The organism is Streptomyces tamarix, from assembly GCF_032423885.1.
Classification (GTDB): domain Bacteria; phylum Actinomycetota; class Actinomycetes; order Streptomycetales; family Streptomycetaceae; genus Streptomyces; species Streptomyces tamarix.
Map to the genome: position 1 here is coordinate 86,200 of NZ_JAWCTQ010000006.1, position 23,371 is coordinate 109,570.

20 protein-coding genes are annotated in these 23,371 nt (G+C 69.9%); 11 read left to right on the top strand and 9 right to left on the bottom strand.

Annotated elements, in window-relative coordinates; genetic code table 11:
• The first annotated feature begins 80 nt into the window (after window positions 1–80).
• A complete protein-coding gene (locus tag RND61_RS07280; protein ID WP_315876961.1) occupies window positions 81–539 on the top strand; it encodes a MarR family winged helix-turn-helix transcriptional regulator in 459 nt (152 codons plus the stop codon).
• A 22-nt stretch (window positions 540–561) separates the two neighbouring features.
• The gene (locus RND61_RS07285; RefSeq protein ID WP_315876962.1) at window positions 562–1,014 is read left to right on the top strand and encodes a GNAT family N-acetyltransferase; all 453 of its coding nucleotides are present in this window, start codon (window positions 562–564) and stop codon (window positions 1,012–1,014) included.
• A 20-nt stretch (window positions 1,015–1,034) separates the two neighbouring features.
• On the opposite strand, the gene RND61_RS07290 is transcribed toward RND61_RS07285, so the two are convergent.
• Window positions 1,035–2,405: a serine hydrolase domain-containing protein gene (locus RND61_RS07290; RefSeq protein ID WP_315876963.1), complete on the bottom strand. Its 1,371-nt coding sequence runs from the start codon at window positions 2,403–2,405 to the stop codon at window positions 1,035–1,037.
• An 86-nt stretch (window positions 2,406–2,491) separates the two neighbouring features.
• Here RND61_RS07290 and RND61_RS07295 point away from each other — a divergent pair, with 86 nt between their 5' ends.
• The gene (locus RND61_RS07295) at window positions 2,492–3,151 is read left to right on the top strand and encodes a GOLPH3/VPS74 family protein (protein WP_315876964.1); all 660 of its coding nucleotides are present in this window, start codon (window positions 2,492–2,494) and stop codon (window positions 3,149–3,151) included.
• Between the two features lie 181 nt (window positions 3,152–3,332).
• Here RND61_RS07295 and dnaB read toward each other — a convergent pair whose 3' ends face one another.
• The gene (gene dnaB / locus RND61_RS07300) at window positions 3,333–4,841 is read right to left on the bottom strand and encodes a replicative DNA helicase (protein WP_315876965.1); all 1,509 of its coding nucleotides are present in this window, start codon (window positions 4,839–4,841) and stop codon (window positions 3,333–3,335) included.
• A 423-nt stretch (window positions 4,842–5,264) separates the two neighbouring features.
• On the opposite strand from dnaB, the gene RND61_RS07305 reads away from it, so the two are divergent.
• Window positions 5,265–6,602, top strand: a complete 1,338-nt coding sequence (locus tag RND61_RS07305) for an MATE family efflux transporter (RefSeq protein ID WP_315876966.1) — start codon at window positions 5,265–5,267, stop codon at window positions 6,600–6,602.
• Between the two features lie 141 nt (window positions 6,603–6,743).
• On the opposite strand, the gene rplI is transcribed toward RND61_RS07305, so the two are convergent.
• The 4 genes from rplI to rpsF form a co-directional block, all read right to left on the bottom strand.
• Window positions 6,744–7,190, bottom strand: coding sequence for a 50S ribosomal protein L9 (gene rplI, locus RND61_RS07310; RefSeq protein ID WP_315876967.1), 447 nt, complete (start codon window positions 7,188–7,190; stop codon window positions 6,744–6,746).
• A 17-nt stretch (window positions 7,191–7,207) separates the two neighbouring features.
• Window positions 7,208–7,444: a 30S ribosomal protein S18 gene (gene rpsR, locus RND61_RS07315; protein WP_005315025.1), complete on the bottom strand. Its 237-nt coding sequence runs from the start codon at window positions 7,442–7,444 to the stop codon at window positions 7,208–7,210.
• A 44-nt stretch (window positions 7,445–7,488) separates the two neighbouring features.
• On the bottom strand, window positions 7,489–8,055 hold the full coding sequence (locus RND61_RS07320; RefSeq protein ID WP_315876968.1) for a single-stranded DNA-binding protein: 567 nt from the start codon (window positions 8,053–8,055) through the stop codon (window positions 7,489–7,491).
• A 72-nt stretch (window positions 8,056–8,127) separates the two neighbouring features.
• Window positions 8,128–8,418, bottom strand: coding sequence for a 30S ribosomal protein S6 (gene rpsF / locus RND61_RS07325; protein WP_004950685.1), 291 nt, complete (start codon window positions 8,416–8,418; stop codon window positions 8,128–8,130).
• A 277-nt stretch (window positions 8,419–8,695) separates the two neighbouring features.
• Here rpsF and RND61_RS07330 point away from each other — a divergent pair, with 277 nt between their 5' ends.
• The 3 genes from RND61_RS07330 to RND61_RS07340 all read left to right on the top strand — a co-directional run bounded on the left by RND61_RS07330 (window position 8,696) and on the right by RND61_RS07340 (window position 11,358).
• Window positions 8,696–9,010 carry a hypothetical protein gene (locus RND61_RS07330; RefSeq protein WP_315876973.1) on the top strand — a complete coding sequence of 105 codons (315 nt, stop codon included), beginning with the start codon at window positions 8,696–8,698 and terminating at the stop codon, window positions 9,008–9,010.
• 110 nt (window positions 9,011–9,120) lie between these two features.
• Window positions 9,121–10,239: a lipid II:glycine glycyltransferase FemX gene (locus tag RND61_RS07335; protein ID WP_315876974.1), complete on the top strand. Its 1,119-nt coding sequence runs from the start codon at window positions 9,121–9,123 to the stop codon at window positions 10,237–10,239.
• An 87-nt stretch (window positions 10,240–10,326) separates the two neighbouring features.
• A complete protein-coding gene (locus RND61_RS07340) occupies window positions 10,327–11,358 on the top strand; it encodes an alanine racemase (RefSeq protein WP_315876975.1) in 1,032 nt (343 codons plus the stop codon).
• 41 nt (window positions 11,359–11,399) lie between these two features.
• Here the strand turns inward: RND61_RS07340 and RND61_RS07345 are convergent, their stop codons facing one another.
• Together RND61_RS07345 and RND61_RS07350 are read right to left on the bottom strand one after the other, a co-directional pair.
• Entirely contained in the window at window positions 11,400–12,851 is a 1,452-nt protein-coding gene (locus tag RND61_RS07345) for a glycosyltransferase family 87 protein (protein ID WP_315876977.1), read from the bottom strand.
• A 134-nt stretch (window positions 12,852–12,985) separates the two neighbouring features.
• Entirely contained in the window at window positions 12,986–15,757 is a 2,772-nt protein-coding gene (locus RND61_RS07350; protein WP_315876978.1) for a transglycosylase domain-containing protein, read from the bottom strand.
• A 357-nt stretch (window positions 15,758–16,114) separates the two neighbouring features.
• Between RND61_RS07350 and RND61_RS07355 the strand changes: the two genes are divergently transcribed.
• The 3 genes from RND61_RS07355 (at window position 16,115) to RND61_RS07365 (ending at window position 19,287) form a co-directional block, all read left to right on the top strand.
• Window positions 16,115–16,807, top strand: coding sequence for a PadR family transcriptional regulator (locus RND61_RS07355; protein WP_315876979.1), 693 nt, complete (start codon window positions 16,115–16,117; stop codon window positions 16,805–16,807).
• A gap of 50 nt (window positions 16,808–16,857) precedes the next feature.
• On the top strand, window positions 16,858–17,940 hold the full coding sequence (locus RND61_RS07360; protein ID WP_315876980.1) for an inositol-3-phosphate synthase: 1,083 nt from the start codon (window positions 16,858–16,860) through the stop codon (window positions 17,938–17,940).
• A gap of 90 nt (window positions 17,941–18,030) precedes the next feature.
• Window positions 18,031–19,287, top strand: a complete 1,257-nt coding sequence (locus tag RND61_RS07365) for an MFS transporter (protein ID WP_315876981.1) — start codon at window positions 18,031–18,033, stop codon at window positions 19,285–19,287.
• An 85-nt stretch (window positions 19,288–19,372) separates the two neighbouring features.
• On the opposite strand, the gene RND61_RS07370 is transcribed toward RND61_RS07365, so the two are convergent.
• A complete protein-coding gene (locus RND61_RS07370; RefSeq protein WP_315876982.1) occupies window positions 19,373–20,815 on the bottom strand; it encodes a CCA tRNA nucleotidyltransferase in 1,443 nt (480 codons plus the stop codon).
• A 183-nt stretch (window positions 20,816–20,998) separates the two neighbouring features.
• On the opposite strand from RND61_RS07370, the gene RND61_RS07375 reads away from it, so the two are divergent.
• Window positions 20,999–23,356, top strand: a complete 2,358-nt coding sequence (locus tag RND61_RS07375) for a DUF6049 family protein (RefSeq protein ID WP_315876983.1) — start codon at window positions 20,999–21,001, stop codon at window positions 23,354–23,356.
• Window positions 23,357–23,371 lie beyond the last annotated feature (15 nt).

Below are 23,371 nucleotides of genomic sequence, written 5' to 3' on the forward strand. Positions count from 1 at the left end.
CGCGGGCTATTGCAGGAGTCGTCTACCCTGGTGGCGGGGCCGCCCCGGAGGGCCCGTTCGCAAGGGAGAGAGGCAGAGCGATGACAGCGATCGACCCGTCACTGACCGCCCTCGCGCAGGGCTGGTGCGCGCTCTCGCTGCTGCACGGCAGGATCGAGAGCCATGTCGAGCGCGCCCTGGAGTCCCGGCACGGGCTGAGCGTGCGGGAGTACTCGCTGCTCGACGTCCTCAGCCGCCAGCACAGCGGACCGGGTGGACATCTGCAGATGAAGCAGGTCGCCGACGCCGTCGTCCTCAGCCAGAGCGCCACCACGCGTCTGGTCACCCGTCTTGAGGATCGGGGCTTGCTCACCCGCTACCTCTGCGAGACGGACCGGCGTGGCATCTACACCGATGTCACAGAAGTCGGGCAGAGGCTCCTGGCCGAGGCCCGCCCCACCCATGACGTGGCCCTCCGCGAAGCGCTCGACGAGGCGGCCAAGAAGCCGGAGCTGGCTCCCCTGGTGAAGGCATTGGAAGAACTCGACGTCTCGGTATGACCGACGGGGTAGCCTCCACCCCATGAATGATCTTGAAATCCGGCGCGCGACAGCAGACGACGTTCCCACCATCGTGGCGATGCTCGCCGATGACCCGCTCGGCGCCCAGCGGGAATCGCCCGACGACCTCGCCCCCTACCTCGCCGCCTTCGAGCGGGTGGCTGCGGACCCGAACCAGCATCTGGTCGTCGCCGTACGTGACGAGCAGGTCGTCGGCACGCTCCACCTGACCGTCATCCCGGGGTTGTCCCGGCGCGGCGCCACCCGCTCCCTCGTCGAGGCTGTACGGGTGCACGCCGACGCGCGCGGCAGCGGGCTCGGTACGCGGCTGGTCGAGTGGGCCATCGCGGAGTCGCGCCGCCAGGGCTGCACGCTGGTCCAGCTCACCTCGGACGCGACCCGTACCGATGCCCACCGCTTCTACGACCGCCTGGGCTTCACCGCCTCACACGTCGGCTTCAAGCTGGCGCTCTGAGCGTTGTTTCACGTGAAACGTCAGCGCGTGCCCCGCCAACCGCCCTCGTCCACGCCTCCCGGAACGGCGTCTCCCGGCTCGTACGGCTCACGGGTGAACACGAACGACCCCAGGTCCAAGTGGCTCACCGAGCCGTTCCGCCGGCGGACCACGCGGAGCACCTCCCCGTCGTAGTAGCCGTCGAGCCCGAGCCAGGTGCCGTCCGGCAGCGGCCGGAACCGGGACCCGCGCCCGCCGCCGCGCAGGGGCTGCAGCTCCACGCCGCCGTCCGCGAGCGCCTTCAGCCCGTACGCGTACGTTCCCCAGTACCAGGGGCCGGTCAGGGAGAGCGGCAAAGCGTCGGCCTTGGACAGGGGGCGCCACGGCTCCGGGAGCCGGGGCTCCGCCTCGGCGACGATCCGTACGAGGTCGGCGGCGAGCACGCCGGTCTGCGGCCCGGACGTCGCGTTGGCCAGGACGACCGCGGCCACATCGTCGTCCACGCTCAGCCACAGACCGGCGACGAAACCCGGCAGTGAACCGGAGTGGCCGACGAGGGTACGGCCGTCCCGCCGCGTCAGCTGCACACCGAGCCCGTAGCCGCCGTCCCAGTCCCCCGCGACGGGCGGCGCGGCGGGCGTACGCATGTCCCGTACGGACTCCGTGGGCAGCACCCGGTCATCCCCCTCGGCGAGGAACGCGGCGAACCGGCAGAGGTCGGCGGCGGTCGACCACAGTTGCCCGGCCGGGGCCATCAACCCCAGGTCCTCGACCGGCTCGGGCAACAGCACGTCCGCCCAGGGGTGGACCGCCCAGCCCTCGGCGTACGGCGCCACCGGCCGTGTTGTCGTCCGGTTCATGCCCAGCGGCTCCAGGACCTCGGTGCGCAGCGCCTCCTCCCACGGGATGCCGCGTACCGCGGAAACGAGCGAGCCCAGCAGCGTGTAGCCGGTGTTGGAGTAGTGGTGGACACGCCCCGGCGGATGAGCGAGCGGCCGTTCCCCGAGGACGTCGGCGAGGCCGGGGCGCGATTCGCCCGGCGTCCGCTCCCACCAGGGGCCCGGTGACTCGGCCGCCAGTCCAGCCGTATGGCTCAGGAGCTGGGCGACGGTCACATCGCCCACGTCCGTGCCCGGCAGGTGCTTCTCCAGAGGGTCGTCCAGACCGAGCAGGCCCTCCTCCCGCAACCGCATCACCAGGACGGCGGTGAAGGTCTTGGTGATCGAACCGATTCGGTACTGCGTATCGGCGGCGGACGCGACGTCGCCCCATGCGCCCGACCACACCATCCGGCCGCTTCGGGCGACCGCCCCGACGAGTGAGGGTGTCCGGCCTTCGGCCTGGCCGACGGCGATCCGGTGGAGCAGCGAGCGCTCCGTGGCGGGCAGGAGAGGTACAGAGGACGAGGTCATGGACTCAGGTGTACCGCACGGTACGGAACCCGCTGCCCCCGGCCCGCGTCGACATCAGTGACCGCGATGATCGAGGAGGGCCGCGCATGTCCGTGACACTGGGCGAGGAAGTCATGTTGCTGTCACTGGACGACGAGTCCGGTGTCGCGAAGGACCGGGCCTCCGCGGGTTGGGCCGTGGCGGGCGGCATCCTGCTGGAGCTGGCCCTGCGGCACCGGATCCAGGTCGTGTCCGGCCGGGTGGGCATCACCGACACCTCGTCGACAAGCAACGAACTGCTCGACGAGCGGCTGCACCGACTCGCCGACTGGGCCCACCGGCACCGCTCCGGGAAGGTCACCGACTGGCTGGCGAAGGACCAGGCCACCGCCGTACGGGCGACAGTGCGGAGCCTGTGCGAGCGCGGCCTGGTCGTCGAGGAACGGCATCGCACGATGGGCCTCTTCCCCGTACGGCGCTACCCGGAGGCGGACGGCACCGTGGAGCGCGAGCTCCGCGACCGGCTGGCCCGCGTCGTCCTGCGGGGCGCCCGCCCCGACAACCGCACGTCCGCGCTCATCGCGCTCCTGCACGGCGCCCGGTTGCACGGCATCGCCTTCCCCGATGCTTCCCGCAAGGAGATCGAGCCCCGCATGGCCACGATCGCCGAGGGCCAGTGGGCGGCCGACAGCGTCCGCAGGGCGATCCGCGACATGCAGGCGACGATGGCCGCGGTCACCGCCGTGACCATCACCGCCTGTACGTGACGCATGGTCAGGACCCCGTCCCCAGCGGGCGGACGGCGAAACCGGCGCTCAGCGCGCTGGACACCGGCGCGGTCACCGGCGGGCCAACACGCCACTGACATCACGGCCGGCCACCACCACGGTCTCCGCCGCCAACACGCGTCCTTGAGCACCATCCGCCGTTCCCGGCTGAACCACGGGATCAGGTCTGGGCCATGTCGACGAAGCGTGAGTAGTGGCCCTGGAAGGCGACCGTGATGGTGGCCGTGGGGCCGTTGCGGTGCTTGGCCACGATGAGGTCCGCCTCGCCCGCGCGGGGGGACTCCTTCTCGTAGGCGTCCTCGCGGTGGAGCAGGATGACCATGTCCGCGTCCTGCTCGATCGAGCCGGACTCCCGCAGGTCGGACACCATGGGCTTCTTGTCCGTGCGCTGCTCGGGACCTCGGTTGAGCTGCGACAGGGCGATGACCGGAAGCTCCAGCTCCTTCGCGAGGAGCTTGAGGTTGCGGGACATGTCCGAGACCTCCTGCTGGCGGCTCTCGGCGCGGCGGGAACCGCCGGACTGCATCAGCTGGAGGTAGTCGATGACCACCAGCTTGAGGTTGTTCCGCTGCTTCAGGCGGCGGCACTTGGCGCGGATCTCCATCATCGACAGGTTCGGGGAGTCGTCGATGTAGAGCGGGGCCTGCGAGACGTCCGGCATGCGCCGGGCCAGTCTGGTCCAGTCCTCGTCGGTCATCGTCCCGGACCGCATGTGGTGCAGCGCCACCCGGGCCTCGGCGGACAGCAGACGCATCGCGATCTCGTTGCGGCCCATCTCCAGCGAGAAGATGACGCTCGGCAGGTTGTGCTTGATCGAACAGGCGCGCGCGAAGTCCAGCGCCAGCGTCGACTTGCCCATGGCGGGACGGGCCGCGATGACGATCATCTGGCCGGGGTGGAGGCCGTTGGTGAGGGAGTCGAAGTCGGTGAAGCCGGTCGGCACACCGGTCATCTCGCCGCTGCGGGAGCCGATCGCCTCGATCTCGTCGAGGGCGCCCTCCATGATGTCGCTGAGGGGGAGGTAGTCCTCGCTGGTGCGCTGCTCCGTGACGGCGTAGATCTCCGCCTGGGCCTGGTTGACGATCTCGTCGACGTCGCCGTCCGCCGCGTACCCCATCTGCGTGATCTTGGTGCCGGCCTCCACGAGGCGGCGCAGCACCGCTCGCTCGTGGACGATCTCCGCGTAGTACGAGGCGTTGGCCGCGGTCGGTACGGACTGCACCAGGGTGTGCAGGTACGACGCCCCGCCCACCCGGTTGATCTCGCCGCGCTTGGTGAGTTCGGCGCCCACGGTGATGGGGTCGGCCGGCTCGCCCTTGGCGTAGAGGTCGAGGATCGCCTGGTAGATCGTCTCGTGGGCCGGGCGGTAGAAGTCGTGGCCCTTGAGGATCTCCACGACGTCCGCGATGGCGTCCTTGGATAGCAGCATGCCGCCGAGCACGGACTGCTCGGCGTCGAGGTCCTGCGGGGGGACGCGCTCGAAGCCGCCGGCACCGCTGTCCCAGGGGCCGCTCTCGGCGCCCCGCTCGTGCTGCTCCTCGCGTCCCCGGCCACGGCCGCCGCCTCGCCCTCCGACCGGTGCTTCGGCTCCGCGCTGGCGGGAGACGGGCAGACGGTCGCTCGGGCCGCTGTCGGTCCAGGGGTCGTCCAAGGGCTCCGGAATGGTCACCGGCCACCTCCTCCCGTCCGCACCGCGGACCTTGGCGTGTCACTCTTTCTACGCCACGGCTCTGACAAACAAGAGGCTCCAACTCCACCTCGCGGCACGTCGGGCGCCGGACCACGGTAGGCCCGCGGGCACCGTCAGCCAATCTGGTTATCCACAGGGCCTGTGGGCGAACGCCCCGATGCTGTGGAGAACTCGCCGGATCCTGTGCACGGACCGGGGGACAGCCGTGTGGACAAACTCATAACGCTCTCCACACACCCGCTCTGACCTGCTTTTTTTCCATCCACCGGCTGTGGGGGAGAAAAACTTTCCCCAGGGACTCAAGATCCGCACAAACAGCGCAGGCATCCTCCCCCGAAGCAGAGCCATGTAAGGACTGATAATGGATTGTGTCTCTTACCTGTGGACGATTACATTGAATGCATGACTCAGGCTTCCCCGGCTCCCGAGAACGTCCGCCGCTCCCACGACCGAGAGATCCTCGCCCTCGCCGTCCCTGCCTTCGGAGCCCTCGTCGCCGAGCCCCTGTTCGTACTCGTCGACAGCGCCGTCATCGGTCATCTCGGCACCCCCCAACTGGCCGGCCTGGGCATCGCGGCCCCCCTCCTGGCGACGGCCGTCAGCGTCTTCGTCTTCCTCGCCTACGCCACCACGGCGGCCGTCGCCCGGCGCGTCGGCGCGGATGATCTCCCGGCGGCGATCCGCCAGGGCATGGACGGCATCTGGCTCGCCCTCCTCCTCGGCCTGGCCGTCGTCGCGGTCACCCTGCCGACCGCTCCCTGGGTCGTCGAGGTCTTCGGAGCCTCCGGCACCGCCGCCCCGCACGCCGCGACCTACCTCAGGATCTCCAGCCTTGGCATTCCCGCGATGCTCATCGTCCTCGCCGCCACCGGCGTCCTGCGCGGCCTCCAGAACACCAGGACCCCCCTCTACGTCGCGATCGGCGGCTTCAGCGCCAACGCCGTCCTGAACGTCGTGCTGGTCTACGGTGCCGGGCTCGGGATCGCCGGCTCCGCGTGGGGCACCGTCATCGCGCAGTGCGGCATGGCCGTCGCGTACCTCACCGTCGTCGTCCGCGGGGCCCGGCGCCACGGTGCCTCGCTCCGGCCCGACGCGGCCGGGATCCGGGCCAGCGCCCAGGCCGGCGTCCCGCTCCTCGTCCGCACCCTCTCCCTGCGCGCCGTACTGATGATCGCGACCGCCATCGCCGCCCGGCTCGGTGACGTACCGGTGGCCGCGCACCAGATCATCCTCTCGCTGTGGAGCCTGATGGCCTTCGCGCTCGATGCCATCGCCATTGCGGGCCAGGCCATCATCGGCCGTTATCTGGGTGCGGGGAACACCGATGGCGCCCGCGCGGTCTGCCGCCGCATGGTGCAGTGGGGCATCGTCTCGGGCGTGGTCCTGGGCGTCCTGGTCGTGGCCGCCCGTCCTCTGTTCATTCCGATCTTCACGGGTGATGACGCCGTACGGGACGCTCTCCTGCCCGCACTGCTGGTCGTGGCGCTCTCCCAGCCGATCGCCGGGGTCGTCTTCGTCCTGGACGGCGTCCTGATGGGGGCCGGAGACGGGCCGTATCTGGCGGGCGCTATGGTGGTCACCCTGGTCGTCTTCGCTCCGGTCGCCCTGCTCGTTCCGGTTCTCGGGGGTGGGCTAACGGCCCTGTGGTGGGCGATGTTCCTGATGATGGCCACTCGAATGGTGACGCTGTGGCTGCGGATGCGCTCCGGTCGCTGGCTGGTCACCGGCGCCACCCGTTGACGAGCACACGGTGTTTCACGTGAAACACGCCGTTTCACGTGAAACACCAGGGAACTTTCACGTGAAACACCGGAGGACACGACGAAGGGCCGCACCCAAGCGGGTGCGGCCCTTCAGTGCTCAGCCCTGCGAAGGCAGTGCTCAGGCAGCGACGACCTCGACACCGAGGTTCGCGGCGACCTCGGGGTGCAGACGCACGGACACCTGGTGCGAGCCCAGGGTCTTGATCGGCGCACCGAGCTCGACACGGCGCTTGTCGACGTCCGGGCCACCGGCGGACTTGATCGCCGAGGCGATGTCAGCCGGGGTGACGGAGCCGAACAGACGGCCGGCGTCGCCGGAGCGAACGGCCAGCTGCACCTTGACGGACTCGAGCTGGGCCTTGATCTGGTTGGCCTGCTCGATGGTCGCGATCTCGTGGATCTTGCGGGCGCGGCGGATCTGCGCCACGTCCTTCTCGCCACCCTTGGTCCAGCGGATCGCGAAACCGCGCGGGACCAGGTAGTTGCGAGCGTAGCCGTCCTTGACGTCGACGACGTCGCCGGCCGCACCGAGGCCGGAGACCTCGTGGGTAAGGATGATCTTCATTAGTAGGTCACCCTTCCTTATCGCGCGGTGGACGTGTAGGGCAGCAGCGCCATCTCACGGCTGTTCTTGACGGCCGTGGCGACGTCACGCTGGTGCTGCGTGCAGTTGCCGGTCACGCGACGGGCACGGATCTTGCCGCGGTCGGAGATGAACTTCCGCAGCATGTTCGTGTCCTTGTAGTCCACGTACGCGGTCTTGTCCTTGCAGAACGCGCAGACCTTCTTCTTAGGCTTGCGCACAGGCGGCTTCGCCATGGTGTTTCTCCTGTGTGATCAAGAAGTGGGGTACGAGCCCGGCCCTAGAAGGGGGGCTCGTCCGAGTAGCCGCCGCCGGAGCTGCCGCCCCAGCCGCCCTGGCCGCCCTGCTGGCCGCCGGCGGGCGCGCCGCCCGCCCAGGGGTCGTCGGCGGGAGCGCCGCCGCCCTGCTGGCCGCCCGGGGCACCGCCCCAGCCGCCCTGGCCGCCCTGCTGGCCGCCGCCGTAGCCGCCCTGACCGCCGCGGCCGGTGGTCTTGGTGACCTTCGCCGTGGCGTTCTTGAGGCTCGGGCCGACTTCCTCGACGTCCAGCTCGAAGACCGTGCGCTTGACGCCCTCGCGGTCCTCGTAGGACCGCTGCTTCAGCCGGCCCTGCACGATGACGCGCATGCCCCGCTGGAGCGACTCGGCGACGTTCTCCGCCGCCTGGCGCCAGACCGAGCAGGTCAGGAACAGGCTCTCGCCGTCCTTCCACTCATTGGTCTGACGATCGAAGGTGCGGGGAGTGGACGCGACGCGGAACTTCGCGACCGCCGCACCGGAAGGGGTGAAGCGCAGCTCGGGGTCGTCGACAAGATTGCCGACGACCGTGATGACGGTCTCGCCTGCCATGGGGAACCTCTCGGCGGGTTTGCTTCTGGCTGCTTGCTGCTACTCGGACCCGATGACCAGTGAGCGGAAAGCTCAGTGGGTCTCGGGGCGGAGGACCTTGGTCCGGAGGACCGACTCGTTCAGGTTCATCTGGCGGTCGAGCTCCTTGACGACCGCAGGCTCGGCCTGCAGGTCGATGACCGAGTAGATGCCCTCGGGCTTCTTCTTGATCTCGTAAGCGAGACGACGACGGCCCCAGGTGTCGACCTTCTCGACCTTTCCGTTGCCCTCACGGACGACGGAGAGGAAGTTCTCGATCAGCGGGGAGACAGCGCGCTCCTCGAGATCGGGGTCGAGGATGACCATCACCTCGTAGTGACGCATGTGGAACCCACCTCCTTTGGACTCAGCGGCCACGGTCGTTCCGTGGCAGGAGGGTCGTGATGCGTGCGCAACGGTATCCGTGCCCACTGACAAAGGCCGCGGACGACGGCCAGGGACTGGCGCGTTTCCGGGCATGGGCAGACACCGGTGCAGACCGTACAGAGTACCCGCACGGCGGCTTCCGGTTGAAATCCCGTGGTCAGCGGACGCAATCTGTACGCATCGGGTCCGGGCGGCGCTGTGGTGCGCCGCCCTCCGGCAAGCCAGGAGGTGCCTCATGGCTCAGGCATTCCAGCGTCATTCCTCCTCTTCCCTCCTCTCCACGGACGGCAAGCCCCATCCGCTCCAGGACACCCTGATGGTCGTGACCCTGGTGCTGGGCGCCCTCGCCTTCATCACGGCGCAGTTCCACAGCCTCCACCTGATCAGCTCGTGGTCCGGCCTCATCGGCATCCTCACGGGCGCTTACGGCCAGTACGTCTCCGAGACCACCCGGGAGCGGACGTTCCTGGTCATCGGGCTGGGCGCGGCAGCGGTCGGCTTCTTCCTCGGAATGGCCCGCGGCGGTCTGTTCGGCGGCGTGATCGGCTAGCGCCTCCCGGTGTAGGCCCAGTCGGGGCGCTCCCCCGTGCCAGTAGGCTTCGGCGCGAGAGCTGGAACCCCTGTACCGATGGGGGACACACCTGCCGAGGAGCGCCCCGCATGAGCCTGACCCTGAGGACCATCAGCCGAGAGCAGCATCTGGCGTACATCCAGAGTCTTCCGGCGGCGAGTCACTGCCAGGTTCCGGCGTGGGCCGACGTCAAGACCGAATGGCGCTCGGAGAACCTGGGCTGGTTCGACAGGAACGACCAGCTGGTCGGCGTGGGGCTGGTGCTGTACCGCCAGCTCCCGAAGATCAAGCGGTACCTGGCCTACCTGCCCGAGGGCCCGGTGATCAACTGGTACGCGCCGAACCTGGACGACTGGCTGCAGCCGATGCTCCAGCACCTCAAGAACCAGGGCGCGTTCTCGGTCAAGATGGGCCCGCCGGTCGTGATCCGCCGCTGGGACGCCCCGGCGATCAAGGCGGGGATCCAGGACCCCGAGGTCAAGCGCCTGCGCGACATCGAGGCGACGCACATCGAGCCGCGCGCCTTCGAGGTGTCGGACCGGCTGCGCAAGATGGGCTGGCAGCAGGGCGAGGACGGCGGCGCCGGCTTCGGCGACGTCCAGCCCCGCTACGTCTTCCAGGTGCCGCTGGCCAACCGCTCCCTGGACGACGTCCTCAAGGGCTTCAACCAGCTGTGGCGGCGGAACATCAAGAAGGCCGAGAAGGCCGGCGTCGAGGTCGTCCAGGGCGGCTACGACGACCTGCCCGAGTGGCAGCGGCTGTACGAGATCACGGCCGTCCGGGACCGTTTCCGACCGCGCCCGCTGTCGTACTTCCAGCGCATGTGGACCGTCCTCAACAACGAGGACCCCAACCGCATGCGCCTCTACTTCGCGCGGCACAACGGCGTGAACCTCTCCGCCGCGACGATGCTCGTGGTCGGCGGGCACGTCTGGTACTCGTACGGCGCATCCGACAACATCGGCCGTGAGGTCCGCCCGTCGAACGCCATGCAGTGGCGCATGCTGCGCGACGCCTACGCCATGGGGGCGACCGTGTACGACCTGCGCGGCATCTCGGACTCGCTCGACGAGACCGACCACCTCTTCGGCCTGATCCAGTTCAAGGTGGGCACGGGCGGCGAGGCCGTCGAGTACATCGGCGAGTGGGACTTCCCGCTGAACAAGCTGCTGCACAAGGCGCTGGACATCTACATGTCGCGTCGCTGACGCCACCGCGCTTCCGTACGCTCGTACACGTCCCGCACACCTCATCCACCCCGACACCCACAGCCACAGAAAGGGTCCGGACCGGCCATGGCGCTCACCCTGTACGTCGACACTGCTCGCTGGCGGGCGCATCAGAAGTCCGTGATAGACCAGTTCCCCGGGATCATCCCGGTCTGCAAGGGCAACGGCTACGGTTTCGGCCACGAACGCCTCGCGGAAGAGGTGAATCGCTTCGGCGCCGACATGCTCGCCGTCGGCACCACCTACGAGGCGGCCCGGATGAAGGACTGGTTCGGCGGCGACCTGCTGGTGCTGACACCGTTCCGGCGGGGTGAGGAGCCGGTGCCGCTGCCGGACCGGGTGGTCCGCTCCGTGTCGTCCGTGGACGGCGTGCACGCCCTGGTGGGCGCGCGCGTCGTCATCGAGTGCATGAGCTCGATGAAGCGGCACGGCATCGGCGAGCACGAGCTGGGGCAGCTGCACGCGGCCATCGAGGACGTCCGCCTGGAGGGCTTCGCCCTGCACCTGCCGCTGGACCGTACGGACGGCTCGGACGCCGTCGAGGAGGTCATCGGCTGGATGGACCGGCTGCGGGCCGCCCGGCTGCCGCTCCACACGATGTTCGTCAGCCACATGCGGGCGGAGGAGCTGGCCCGCCTCCAGCAGCAGTTCCCGCAGACCCGGTTCCGCGCCCGCATCGGTACGCGGCTGTGGCTGGGCGACCACGAGGCGACGGAGTACCGGGGCGCCGTCCTGGACGTCACCCGCGTCTCCAAGGGGGACCGCTTCGGCTACCGGCAGCAGCGGGCGGCGTCCGACGGCTGGCTGGTGGTCGTCGCCGGGGGCACCTCGCACGGCGTGGGCCTGGAGGCGCCGAAGGCCATGCACGGGGTGATGCCGCGCGCCAAGGGCGTGGCCCGGGCCGGCCTCGCCACGGTCAACCGGAACCTCTCCCCGTTCGTGTGGGCGGGCAAGCAGCGCTGGTTCGCGGAGCCGCCGCACATGCAGGTGTCGATCCTGTTCGTCCCGGCGGACGCGCAGGAGCCGAAGGTCGGCGACGAGCTGGTCGCCCACCTGCGGCACACGACGACCCAGTACGACCGGCTCGTCGACCGCTAGGCCGCCGCACGGCCCGCACGGCCGTACGGGCGGGCCGCCGGTCACTGGACGGCGGTGTCCGCCCGGCGCTCCCCCCGGGCGGCCCGGCCGACCGCGAAGACGTCCTCGGCACCGTCCAGGACGCCTCCGGACGGGTCGTCCGAGCCGTCCTGCCGGACGGCGTCCCGCTCGGGCCGCAGGGCGTCCCGTACGACCAGGGCGCACAGGTACAGCGTCCCGGCCAGGTGCAGGGCGATCGCGAAGTGGTACCCGTCCAGCGGCAGGCCCTGCTTGTGCTCGATCGTGACGTACACGAGGTACATCCAGATGCCGAGGAAGTACGCCACCTCGCACGCCTGCCACACGAGGAAGCTCCGCCAGCGCGGCCGGGCCAGCGCGGCCAGCGGGACCAGCCACAGGACGTACTGCGGCGAGTAGACCTTGTTGGTCAGGATGAAGGCCGCCACGACCAGGAACGCGAGCTGCGCGAACCGGGGGCGGCGCGGCGCGGCCAGCGCCAGCGCGGCGATCCCGGCGCACGCCAGGAGCATCAGCACGCTCGCGGCCGTGTTGACCGTCTCGACCCGCAGGTCCAGGTCGAAGCGCTGCGTGAGGACCAGCCAGAACGAACCGAAGTCGATGTTCCGCTCCTGGCTGAAGACGTAGAACCGCTTCCAGCCCTCCGGCGCGAGCACCATGACGGGCAGGTTCACCACGAGCCACGCGCCCGCGGAGCCCAGCAGGGCCACCGCGAACTCCCGCCACTTCCCGGCTCGCCAGCACAGCACCAGGAGCGGCCCGAGCAGCAGGAACGGGTAGAGCTTCGCGGCCGTGGCGAGGCCGAGCAGCACCCCGAAGGCCAGGGCGCGGCCCCGGCTCCACATGAGCGTCGCCGCGGCGGTCAGGGCGATGGCGAGCAGGTCCCAGTTGATGGTGGCGGTCAGCGCGAAGGCCGGCGCGAGGGCGACCAGCAGGGCGTCCCAGGGGCGCCGCCGGTGCGTCCTCGCGACGCACACGGCGATCACCGCGGTGCAGACGAGCAGCATGCCCGCGTTGACCATCCAGTACATCTGCTCCTGGTGCTGCAGGTCGCCGCCGCCCGGTGTCAGCCAGGCCGCGACCTGCATGAAGAGGCCGGTGAGCACCGGGTACTCCAGGTACTGCATGTCGCCGGAGAACCGGTCGAAGTACGGGAGGAGCCCCTCGGAGAAGCCGCGCGCCACGAACAGGTGCGGGATGTCGGAGTAGCAGGCGTGGGTGTACTGGGACGCGGCGCCGCGGAACCAGGCCCAGTTGTAGCAGGGCAGCTTCTGCACCATGCCGAGCGCGAACACGCCGATCGCGACGAGCGCGACGACCCGCACCGGCGTGAGGACGTCGACGCCGAGCCGGGCGCGGCGGCCGACGGGACCGCCGATCACCTCGCTGCCCGCGGCGGCGGTCTCGTCCTGGCGCGTGGGGCACACGACGGGCCGCCGGTCGTGGGGGACGCGCGTCTTCTGTGGGCTCGGCATGGGGGACATCCTGCCGTACGGGCCCGGGAACGCGGCGAGGGCCGCCGCACCCGCCCTACGCGCGCGTGGTGCGCGTACGGGGTGCGACGGCCCTCGCCATGGCGTGTGCCGGTGGCCGGGCGGGAGCGGCGGCGCTAGCCGCTCGTCCCGCCGAACCAGCCGCCTCCGTCCCCACCTCCGGTGTTGCTGCTGCTCCCGTTGCTGTTGCCGTTGCCGTTGCCGCCGGTCGGCGGCGACTGGCTCGTCTCGCCGCCTTCCGTGGTCCCGCCCTCGATGGTGGCGCCGGTGCCCCCTTCGGTGGTGCCACCGTTGTCCGTACCGTCCGTCGTACCGCCGCCCTCGGTGGTGCCGCCCGCCCCGGGGTCACAGTCCCAGTCGAACGGGCCGCAGGTCTTGTCCGGCTTCTCGGTCTCCCTGGACGGGCTGGTCGACGGCGTCGGGGTCGGCGAGCTCGACGGCGACGGGGACTGCGACGGCGTCTCGCTCGGCGTCGGCTCGGGGCTCTCGGCGCCACCGCCGTACACGGGCCGGGCGTCCAGGTCCTCCGGCTCCGGGAACTGCTTCACCGGCAGGCCCGCGTGGGCCTCGGTCATGTACGCCTTCCAGATCTCGGACGGGAACGACGAGCCGTGGACCTTCTCACGACCGCCCGTGCCGAACATCTCCTCGAACTTGCGGTTCTTGTTGGAGGCGTCGTCGTCCAGGCGGTACATGTCGATCGCCGTCACGAGCTGCGGGGTGTAGCCGACGAACCAGGCCGACTTGTTGCCGTCCGTGGTACCGGTCTTGCCCGCGGCGGGGCGGCCCGGGAGGCGGGCCTTCTTGCCGGTGCCCTTCTCGACGACGTCGACGAGCACGTCGGTGACGTTGCTGCTGATGGCGGCCGTGAAGGCGCGCGTCGGCTTGTCCTCGTGCTGGTAGATGACGACGCCGTTCTTCTTCACCTCGGTGACGGAGTACGGGTCCCGCCGCTCGCCGTTGGCGGCGAAGGTGGCGTAGGAGGACGCCATGCGGATGGCGCTCGGGTCGGAGATGCCGATGGAGAACGACGGCACCTCGCCCTTGGCGAGGCTGCTCTCCAGGAGGCCGGCTTCGATGGCCGTCTTCCTGACCTCCTTGATCCCGATGTCCATGCCGAGCTGCACGAACGGCGAGTTCGCGGAGTGGATCATCGCCTCGCGGAGGCTGATGTCCGGGTAGCTCACGTCGTCGTCGTTGACCTGGAGCCACTCCTTGTTGTTCTCGTCCTTCCAGACGCTGCCGTTGTAGTGCCGGATCTTCAGCTTGTTCTTGCCGTTGTAGACCGCCGTGTCGGGGTCGATCAGCGTCCGGCTCTCAGGGCCCTGATCCGGGCCCTTGGACCGGTCCCTGACGCCGTACTTCATGCCCGCGGCGAGGACGAACGGCTTGAACGTCGAACCGACCTGGGCACCGGTCTGGTCGGCGTTGTTGGTGAAGTGCTTCGTCGCGTCGACGCCGCCGTAGATGGCGACGATGGCGCCCGTCTCCGGGTTGACGGAGGCACCGCCGAACTGGACGTGCGTGTCCGTGTCGGGGCGCTTCTCCGGGTCGATGTTCTCGTCGTAGACCTTCTTGATGGTCTTCTCGAGGGCGTCGACCTTCTCCTTCTCGAAGGTCGTCCTGATCTCGTAGCCGCCCTTGGACAGGTCCTCGGCGGTGATCCCGTGGTCGTTGTTGTTGATGAAGTACGCCTTGGCGAGGTCGACGAGGTAGCCGACCTGGCCGCCGAGCTTCGCCTGCTTCTGCGGCAGTTCCGGGTCCGGGAAGTCCGTGAGGGTCGCCCGCTTGGCGGCGGACAGCTTCCCGTCCTTCACCATCTCGTCGAGGATCCAGTTCCAGCGCTTCGTCGCGCGCTCGGTGTTGGCCTCGGCGGTCGCCTTGGGGTCGATCTCGGGCGCGCCGGCCGGGTCGTAGTACGTGGAGCCCTTGAGCAGCGCGGCGAGGAACGCGCACTCCTCCACCTCGAGGTGCTCGGCGTCCTTGCCGTAGTACGTGCGCGCGGCGGCCTGGATCCCGTAGGCGCCCCGGCCGAAGTACGAGGTGTTCAGGTAGCCCGCCATGATCTCCTTCTTGGTCAACTCGTTGTTGACCTTGATGGAGATGAACAGCTCCTTGAACTTCCGGTCCAGCGTCTGCGACTGGTTGTTGAGCCGGTTGTTCTTGACGTACTGCTGGGTGATGGTCGAGCCGCCCTGGGTCTCGCCGCCCGTGGCCATGTTGAACAGGGCGCGGCCGATGCCCATCGGGTCGACGCCTGCGTCCGTCCAGAAGGTCTTGTTCTCGGCGGAGACCACGGCGTCCTGGATGCCCATGGGGATCTCGCTGTAGGCGATGATCTGCCGGTTGACCTCACCACCGGTGGCGGCCATCTGCGTGCCGTCCTCCCAGTAGTAGACGTTGTTCTGGGCCGTGGCGGCCTTGGCCGGGTCCGGCAGCCCCACCATCGCGTAGGAAAGGGTCGCGACACCCATCACCAGGGCGGCGAAGGTGAGGCCGGCCCCCGCCACGAGCTTCCAGGACGGCACCCAGCGGCGCCATCCGTACCTGTCGTGGCGGGGGTAGTCGATCAACCGCTTCCTGCCCGGCCGGCCGCCCCCGGGCCCCCGGCCCCCGTAGCCGCCGCCACCGGTGCCGCGGCGTCCACCGCCGTGGCCACCGGCGCCCCCCGCGCCCTCGGCGGCGCGCCGCCGGCCGCCGCGCTGGGCGGCCCGCCGCGCCTCGGCACGACCGCCGTAGGGGCGCGCCCCGCCGTACGGGTCGGCAGGAGATCCTGTACTGACATCCCGCGCCGGCGCCGACCGGCGGCCGGGCTGCTGGGCAGCGCGCCGGGCCGCGGCGCGGCCGCCACCCTGCGGCTGCGGCGGTTTACGACGGTGCTCGCTCATCGAACGACTACTCCTCGGGCAGGCGATTACGCCTGGAAGCGGCAGCTGAGTTCCGGTCCCCCCGAAATGGCTCGGACGAGCCCGCCGGGCCCGCCCGCCATGCACCCACGACGATGACGTTCCCCCGTCCTCACGTGGTTCCCGGTGGTGTGCATGCCGCACAGACTACGCACGGCCAAAACCCCCCTTGAGCCGAAGTTCACCCCAAATCAGGCAAGTCGCTTACGGCGAATTGCTGATGTGACGCCGTTCACGGCGGTCCCACTTGTCGACACAGGGGCGTCGTTCTATCGTCGTGATGTATCGAACCGATACATCAGGGCGGCATAAAGAGCGACACGGAAGAGGTGGCGGCTGATGAGCAGGCGCTCCGGCATCCTGGAGTTCGCCGTCCTCGGTCTGCTCCGCGAAGCTCCGATGCACGGATACGAGCTGCGCAAGCGGCTCAACACCTCGCTGGGCATCTTCCGCGCCTTCAGCTACGGCACGCTCTACCCCTGCCTCAAAGCCCTGGTGGCAAACGGCTGGTTGGTCGAGGAGCCGGGCAGCGCCCCCGAGGACGCCCTCGCCGCCTCCCTCGCGGGACGGCGTGCGAAGATCGTCTACCGGCTGACCGCCGAAGGTAAGGAGCACTTCGAGGAGCTCCTGTCCCACACGGGACCGGACTCCTGGGAGGACGAGCACTTCGCGGCCCGCTTCGCCTTCTTCGGGCAGACGGAGCGCGAGGTGCGGATGCGGGTGCTGGAAGGCCGCCGCAGCCGCCTCGAGGAGCGGCTGGAGAAGATGCGCGCCTCCCTGGCACGCACCCGCGAGCGGCTGGACGACTACACGCTCGAACTCCAGCGGCACGGCATGGAGTCCGTGGAGCGCGAGGTGCGCTGGCTGAACGAGCTCATCGAGAGCGAGCGGGCGGGCCGGGATCAGCGACGATCCGGCCCGGAGGCGTCAGCGGACCCCGCGGAGCAGAACAAGACATCTGGAGAGACGGGCGGCCTGCCCCGGCACGGGGGCAGCACCCGGCCGGATCCGTCCGACGACACCGCCAAGTGAAGCCCTGCGCACCGCAGGGCTTCGTCGAGAACAAACAGGGAGCAACCGGAATGGGTTCGGTTCGCGTAGCCATCGTCGGCGTGGGCAACTGCGCCGCCTCGCTGGTGCAGGGCGTCGAGTACTACAAGGACGCCGACCCGGCGGGCAAGGTGCCGGGGCTGATGCACGTCCAGTTCGGCGACTACCACGTGCGGGACATCGAGTTCGTCGCGGCCTTCGACGTGGACGCGAAGAAGGTGGGCCTCGACCTCGCCGACGCCATCGGCGCCAGCGAGAACAACACCATCAAGATCTGCGACGTGCCGACCACCGGCGTGACGGTCCAGCGCGGCCACACCCTGGACGGTCTCGGCAAGTACTACCGCGAGACCATCGAGGAGTCCGCCGAGGAGCCGGTCGACGTCGTCCAGGTCCTCAAGGACAAGCAGGTGGACGTCCTCGTCTGCTACCTGCCGGTCGGTTCCGAGGACGCCGCGAAGTTCTACGCCCAGTGCGCCATCGACGCCAAGGTCGCCTTCGTCAACGCCCTCCCGGTGTTCATCGCCGGCACCAAGGAGTGGGCCGACAAGTTCACCGAGGCCGGCGTGCCGATCGTCGGCGACGACATCAAGTCGCAGGTCGGTGCCACCATCACGCACCGCGTCATGGCGAAGCTGTTCGAGGACCGGGGCGTCGTCCTGGACCGGACGATGCAGCTGAACGTCGGCGGCAACATGGACTTCAAGAACATGCTGGAGCGCGACCGGCTGGAGTCCAAGAAGATCTCCAAGACGCAGGCCGTCACCTCGCAGATCCCCGACCGGGACATGGGCGAGCGCAACGTGCACATCGGTCCCTCCGACTACGTGGCGTGGCTCGACGACCGCAAGTGGGCCTACGTCCGCCTTGAGGGCCGCGCCTTCGGTGATGTGCCGCTGAACCTCGAGTACAAGCTCGAGGTGTGGGACTCCCCGAACTCGGCGGGTGTCATCATCGACGCCCTGCGCGCCGCGAAGATCGCCAAGGACCGCGGCATCGGCGGCCCGATCCTCTCCGCGTCCTCGTACTTCATGAAGTCCCCGCCGGTCCAGTACTTCGACGACGAGGCCCGCGAGAACGTCGAGAAGTTCATCAAGGGCGAGGTCGAGCGCTAGGTCCCGCCTTCAAAGGAGGCCCGTCCTCCAGGTGTTGAGGCCCCCGTGGTGCATGCCCGGGGGCCTCACCCGTATGTGAGGCTTGCTGTCATGCCCGCCGTACGTGATCTGCGCGTACTCCTGCGCCTGACGAACTTCCGCCGCCTCCTCGCCGTACGGCTCCTCTCCCAAGGGGCCGACGGCGTCTACCAGGTCGCGTTGGCCGCGTACGTGGTCTTCTCGCCGGAACGGCAGGCGTCACCCGCCGCCATCGCCTCCGCCATGGCGGTCCTGCTGCTCCCGTACTCCCTGATCGGCCCGTTCGCCGGTGTGCTGCTCGACCGCTGGCGCCGCCGCCAGGTCCTGCTGTACGGCAACCTGCTCCGCGCGCTCCTCGCCGCGGGCACCGCGCTGCTGATCCTGGCGCCGGTACCCGACTGGGCCTTCTACGCGTCCGCCCTCTCCGTGACCGCCGTCAACCGCTTCGTCCTGGCAGGGCTCTCCGCCTCCCTGCCGCGGGTCGTCGACGGGGAGCGTCTGATGATCGCCAACTCCCTCTCCCCGACCGCGGGTACCCTGGCCGCCACCGCCGGTGGCGGCCTGGCCTTCCTGGTGCGGCTGGCCGCCGCCGACTCCGATGCCGTCGTCGTCCTCCTGGGGGCCGCGCTCTACCTCTCGGCGGCCCTGGCCTCCCTCCGCATGGGTCGCGAACTCCTCGGCCCGGACCCGGGCGTCGCCCTGCCCCGGATCGGTGCCGCCCTGGCATCGACCGCCCGGGGGCTGTGGAGCGGTCTGCGCCATCTGTCGGAGCGCCGACCCGCCGCCCGGGCGCTGGCCGCGATGACCCTCACCCGCTTCTGCTACGGGGCACTGACCGTGATGGTGCTGATGCTCAGCCGGTACGCCTGGACGTCGGACGAATCCGAAGGGCTGGCCCTGCTGGGGCTCGCGGTCGCCATCTCCGGCGCGGGGTTCTTCACCGCGGCGGTGATCACCCCCTGGGCGACGGCGAAGCTGGGCGTGGGCGGCTGGATGGCCGCGTGCGCCGGGGCGGCGGCCGTACTGGAGCCGGCCCTGGGGCTTCCCTTCGCCCCGGCGACCACCATGATCGCGGCCTTCGTCCTCGGCTTCATCACCCAGGCCACCAAGATCTCCACGGACACGGTCGTCCAGAAGACGGTCGACGACGCCTATCGCGGGCGGATCTTCGCCCTCTACGACATGCTCTTCAACGTCGCCTTCGTCGCCGCCGCCGGTATGGCTTCCCTGATGCTGCCGTCGGACGGCCGCGCCCCCCTGCTGGTCCTCGTCGTCGCCGGTCTGTACGCCCTCTGCGCCATGGCTCTCGCACGCCGGCGGCGCGCATGAGGGAGGGGTGGTGTTTCACGTGAAACACCACCCCTCGTCTCTCCTCCCGGGGTCATGTTTCACGTGAAACAGGACCGGCCGGGCTTCAGCTCTGGGCAGCCCACCACTCCTCGAGGGCGGCGACGGCGGCTTCGTGCTCCATCGGACCGTTCTCCAGCCGGAGCTCCAGCAGGTACTTGTACGCGCGCCCGACAGCGGGCCCGGGCCGGATCCCGAGGACTTCCTGGATCTGGTTGCCGTCGAGGTCCGGGCGGATCGCGTCCAGCTCCTCCTGCTCCTGGAGTTGCGCGATGCGCTCCTCCAGCCCGTCGTAGGCCCGGGACAGGGCACTCGCCTTGCGCTTGTTACGGGTCGTGCAGTCGGAGCGGGTCAGCTTGTGCAGCCGGGACAGCAGGGGCCCGGCGTCGCGGACGTAGCGCCGGACGGCGGAGTCGGTCCACTCGCCGGTGCCGTAGCCGTGGAACCGCAGGTGCAGCTCCACCAGCCGTGAGACGTCCTTGACCACCTCGTTGGAGTACTTCAGCGCGGTGAGGCGCTTCTTGGTCATCTTCGCTCCCACCACCTCGTGGTGGTGGAAGGAGACCCGGCCGTCCGGCTCGAAGCGCCGCGTGCGCGGCTTGCCGATGTCGTGCAGGAGCGCAGCCAGCCGCAGCACGAGGTCCGGGCCGTCCTCCTCCAGGTCGATCGCCTGCTCCAGCACGATCAGCGAGTGCTCGTACACGTCCTTGTGCCGGTGGTGCTCGTCGCTCTCCAGGCGCAGCGCGGGCAGCTCGGGCAGCACCCGGTCGGCGAGACGGGTGTCGACGAGCAGCGTCAGACCCTTGCGGGGATGCGCGGAGAGGACCAGCTTGTTCAGCTCGTCCCGGACCCGCTCCGCGGAGACGATGTCGAGCCGCTCCGCCATCTCCGTCATCGCGGTGACGACCTCGGGGGCCACCTCGAAGTCCAGCTGGGCGGCGAAGCGGGCCGCGCGCATCATCCGCAGCGGATCGTCGGAGAAGGACTCCTCCGGGGTGCCCGGGGTGCGCAGCACCCGCGCGGCGAGGTCCTCCAGCCCGCCGTGCGGGTCGATGAATTCCTTCTCGGGCAGGGCGACCGCCATCGCGTTGACGGTGAAGTCACGGCGCACGAGGTCTTCCTCGATCGAGTCGCCGTAGGACACCTCGGGCTTGCGCGAGGTGCGGTCGTACGCCTCGGAGCGGTACGTCGTCACCTCGATCTGGTAGCCGTCCTTCTGCGCCCCCACGGTGCCGAACGCGATCCCGACCTCCCAGACCGCCTCGGCCCAGGGCCGTACGATCTTCAGTACGTCCTCGGGACGGGCATCGGTGGTGAAGTCGAGATCATTGCCGAGCCTGCCGAGCAGAGCGTCCCGTACCGAGCCGCCGACCAGGGCGAGGCGGAACCCCGCCTCCTGGAAACGGCGGGCGAGATCGTCGGCGACCGGTGACACGCGCAGCAGCTCACTGACCGCGCGGCGTTGCACCTGGCTCAGGGCAGTCGGATTGTCTTCGTTGGCGTTCGGCACAACAGAACAGGGTACGTGTCCCGGCCGCGGGCAGCCTCCTTGATCACACGCGCCCCGCCGCCCTCCCCGGACGATCTCGTGGCCCACTCCGCAGCACTCCGCCGCGCCGCATCTCGTTACCATGCGTGGACGCAGGAACCGGCAGGGACCGACGGCACCAGACGACGAGGGACGGGCGAGCGCGTGGCCGAGGCGGCAGACTTCCAGGGCACCGATCCCTCTCCTGCCCGTCGCTGGCTGCGGCGGGTGGCCGCGACCGTCGCCGCGGTGCCCCTCCTCGCCGGGCTCGTGCAGCTGCCCGTCACGCCCGCCGCCTCGGCGGCACCGGCCGCGTCCATGACCACGTCGGCGGCAACGACAGCGGCGGGATCCCGCACCGTCTCTGTGTCTCTGGACACACTCACGCCGAGTGCTCCGGTGAAGGGGGACACCCTCACGCTGAGCGGCACCGTGACCAACAAGGGCAAGGAGACGGTGAGCCAGGCGCAGGTCGACGTGCGCCTCGGCACACGGCTCTCCAGTCGCGGCGCGATCGAGGACGCCGCACGGCGCACCGGATTCTCCCAGCGCCGGGACGGGAAGCCCCTGGGTGGCACGTACCTCGTGGAGGTCCCGGAGATTCCGTCCGGTGCCAGCCGTGAGTTCACCCTGGACGTGCCCGTCGACAAGCTCGGCCTCGACGACGCCGGCGTGTACCAACTGGGCGTCTCCCTGTCCGGGCGCACGCCGAGCGAACCGTACGACCAGGTGCTGGGCATCGACCGGACCTTCCTGCCCTGGCAGCCGGCCGCCGCGAAGAACAAGACGCAGATCACCGTCCTGTGGCCGCTGATCTCCACGACCCACCTGTCCGCCGAGACGGGCTCCGACGACCAGCAGACACCGGTGTTCGAGAGCGACGCCCTCGCGGCGGAGCTGGCGCCCGGAGGCCGACTGGAGCGGCTGGTCACCCTCGGCGCCGAGCTGCCCGTCACCTGGGTCATCGACCCGGACCTGCTGGCCACCGTCGAAGCGATGACCCGCGACTACCAGGTCAGGAACGAGGACACCACCGTCGCGGGCAAGAACCAGGGCATCGCGAAGCAGTGGCTGAACTCCCTGGACAAGGCCGTGCAGGGCGACAAGGTGGTCGCGCTGCCGTACGGCGACCCCGACCTGGCGTCGCTCGCCCACCGGGGCAAGCGCGTCTCGGGCTCCCTGAGCCACCTGCGGCCGGCGACGGAGCTGGCCGAGTCGACGGTGGAGACGATCCTCCACGTGAAGCCGTCCGTCGAGTACGCCTGGCCCGCGAACGGGGCCGTCGACCCGTCGATCGTCGATGTGGCGACCTCGGCCGGCGCCGACAAGGTGATCACCCGCAGTGACAGCATGCGGGAACACCTCCCGTACACGCCGAACGCGGCCCGTCCGATCGGGGGCGGGACGACCGCGGTCGTCTCCGACGCGGCCCTGTCCTCCGCCTTCGAAGGCGACATGTCCCGCGCGGGCGACTCCACGGAGGCGGTCCAGAAGTTCCTCGCGCACACCCTCGCAGTCACCCACGAGCGTCCGGGCACCGGCCGCAGCGTCGTCGTCGCCCCCCAGCGGATGCCGACGGTCTCGCAGGCGGAGTCCATGGCGAGCGCCCTGCGGATCCTGGGAGCCGAGCGCTGGTCGCAGCCCTCGGACCTGATCACCGCCGCGACCGCCGAGCCCGACCCCAGGGCGACGACGAGCGTGCCGTCCGCCGGGAAGTACCCCAAGGCGCTCAGCCGGCGCGAACTGCCGGAAGCGGTGTTCCAGCAGGTGCGGACCACGCAGGACACCCTGGACAACTTCAAGGTCATCCTCACCGCCGCGTACCGCGTCGTGACGCCGTTCGGCAACGCGATCAAGCGGGAGATGTCCACGTCGTGGCGGGGTCGCCCGCAGGAGGTCACCGAGTACGGCAGGGGCGTACAGACCCATCTGGAGAGCCTCACCGACGAGGTGAAGCTGATCGAGAAGTCGGACCTGACGCTCTCGGGGCGCAGCGCCACGATCCCGGTGACCGTGCAGAACAAGCTGGTGCAGGGCGTCGAGCACCTGGTGCTGCGGCTGAAGTCGACCAAGCCCACCCGTCTGAAGCTCAACGGTGGCGAGACCGTCGCCGAGCTTCCGGTGCGGATCGACGGCGGCCACAGCCAGTCCGTGAAGTTCACGGCCTCCGCCAACGCGAACGGCCCCGTCCCCGTCGAGGCGCAGCTGTACACGGAGGACGGCCGGCCCTACGGCGAGGCCATGAAGTTCACCGTCAAGGTCTCCGAGATCACGTCGACGGTGATGCTCGTCATCGCCGGAGGCGTGCTGCTGCTGGTCCTCGCCGGTGTCAGGATGTACAGCCAGCGCAAGCGGGCCGCGGCGCGGGGCGACGAGGCCGGCACGGTCGAGGAGACCGAAGGGGACGGCCCCGCCCAGCCGGTCGCGGAGAGCGACGATCCGGTGCAGCCGAGTGACCCCGCGACGGACACCGGACCGCAAAGCACCGACCCGTCGGGCCCGGGTGAGAAAGTGGAGCATTGAGCGATGTCGTGGCCG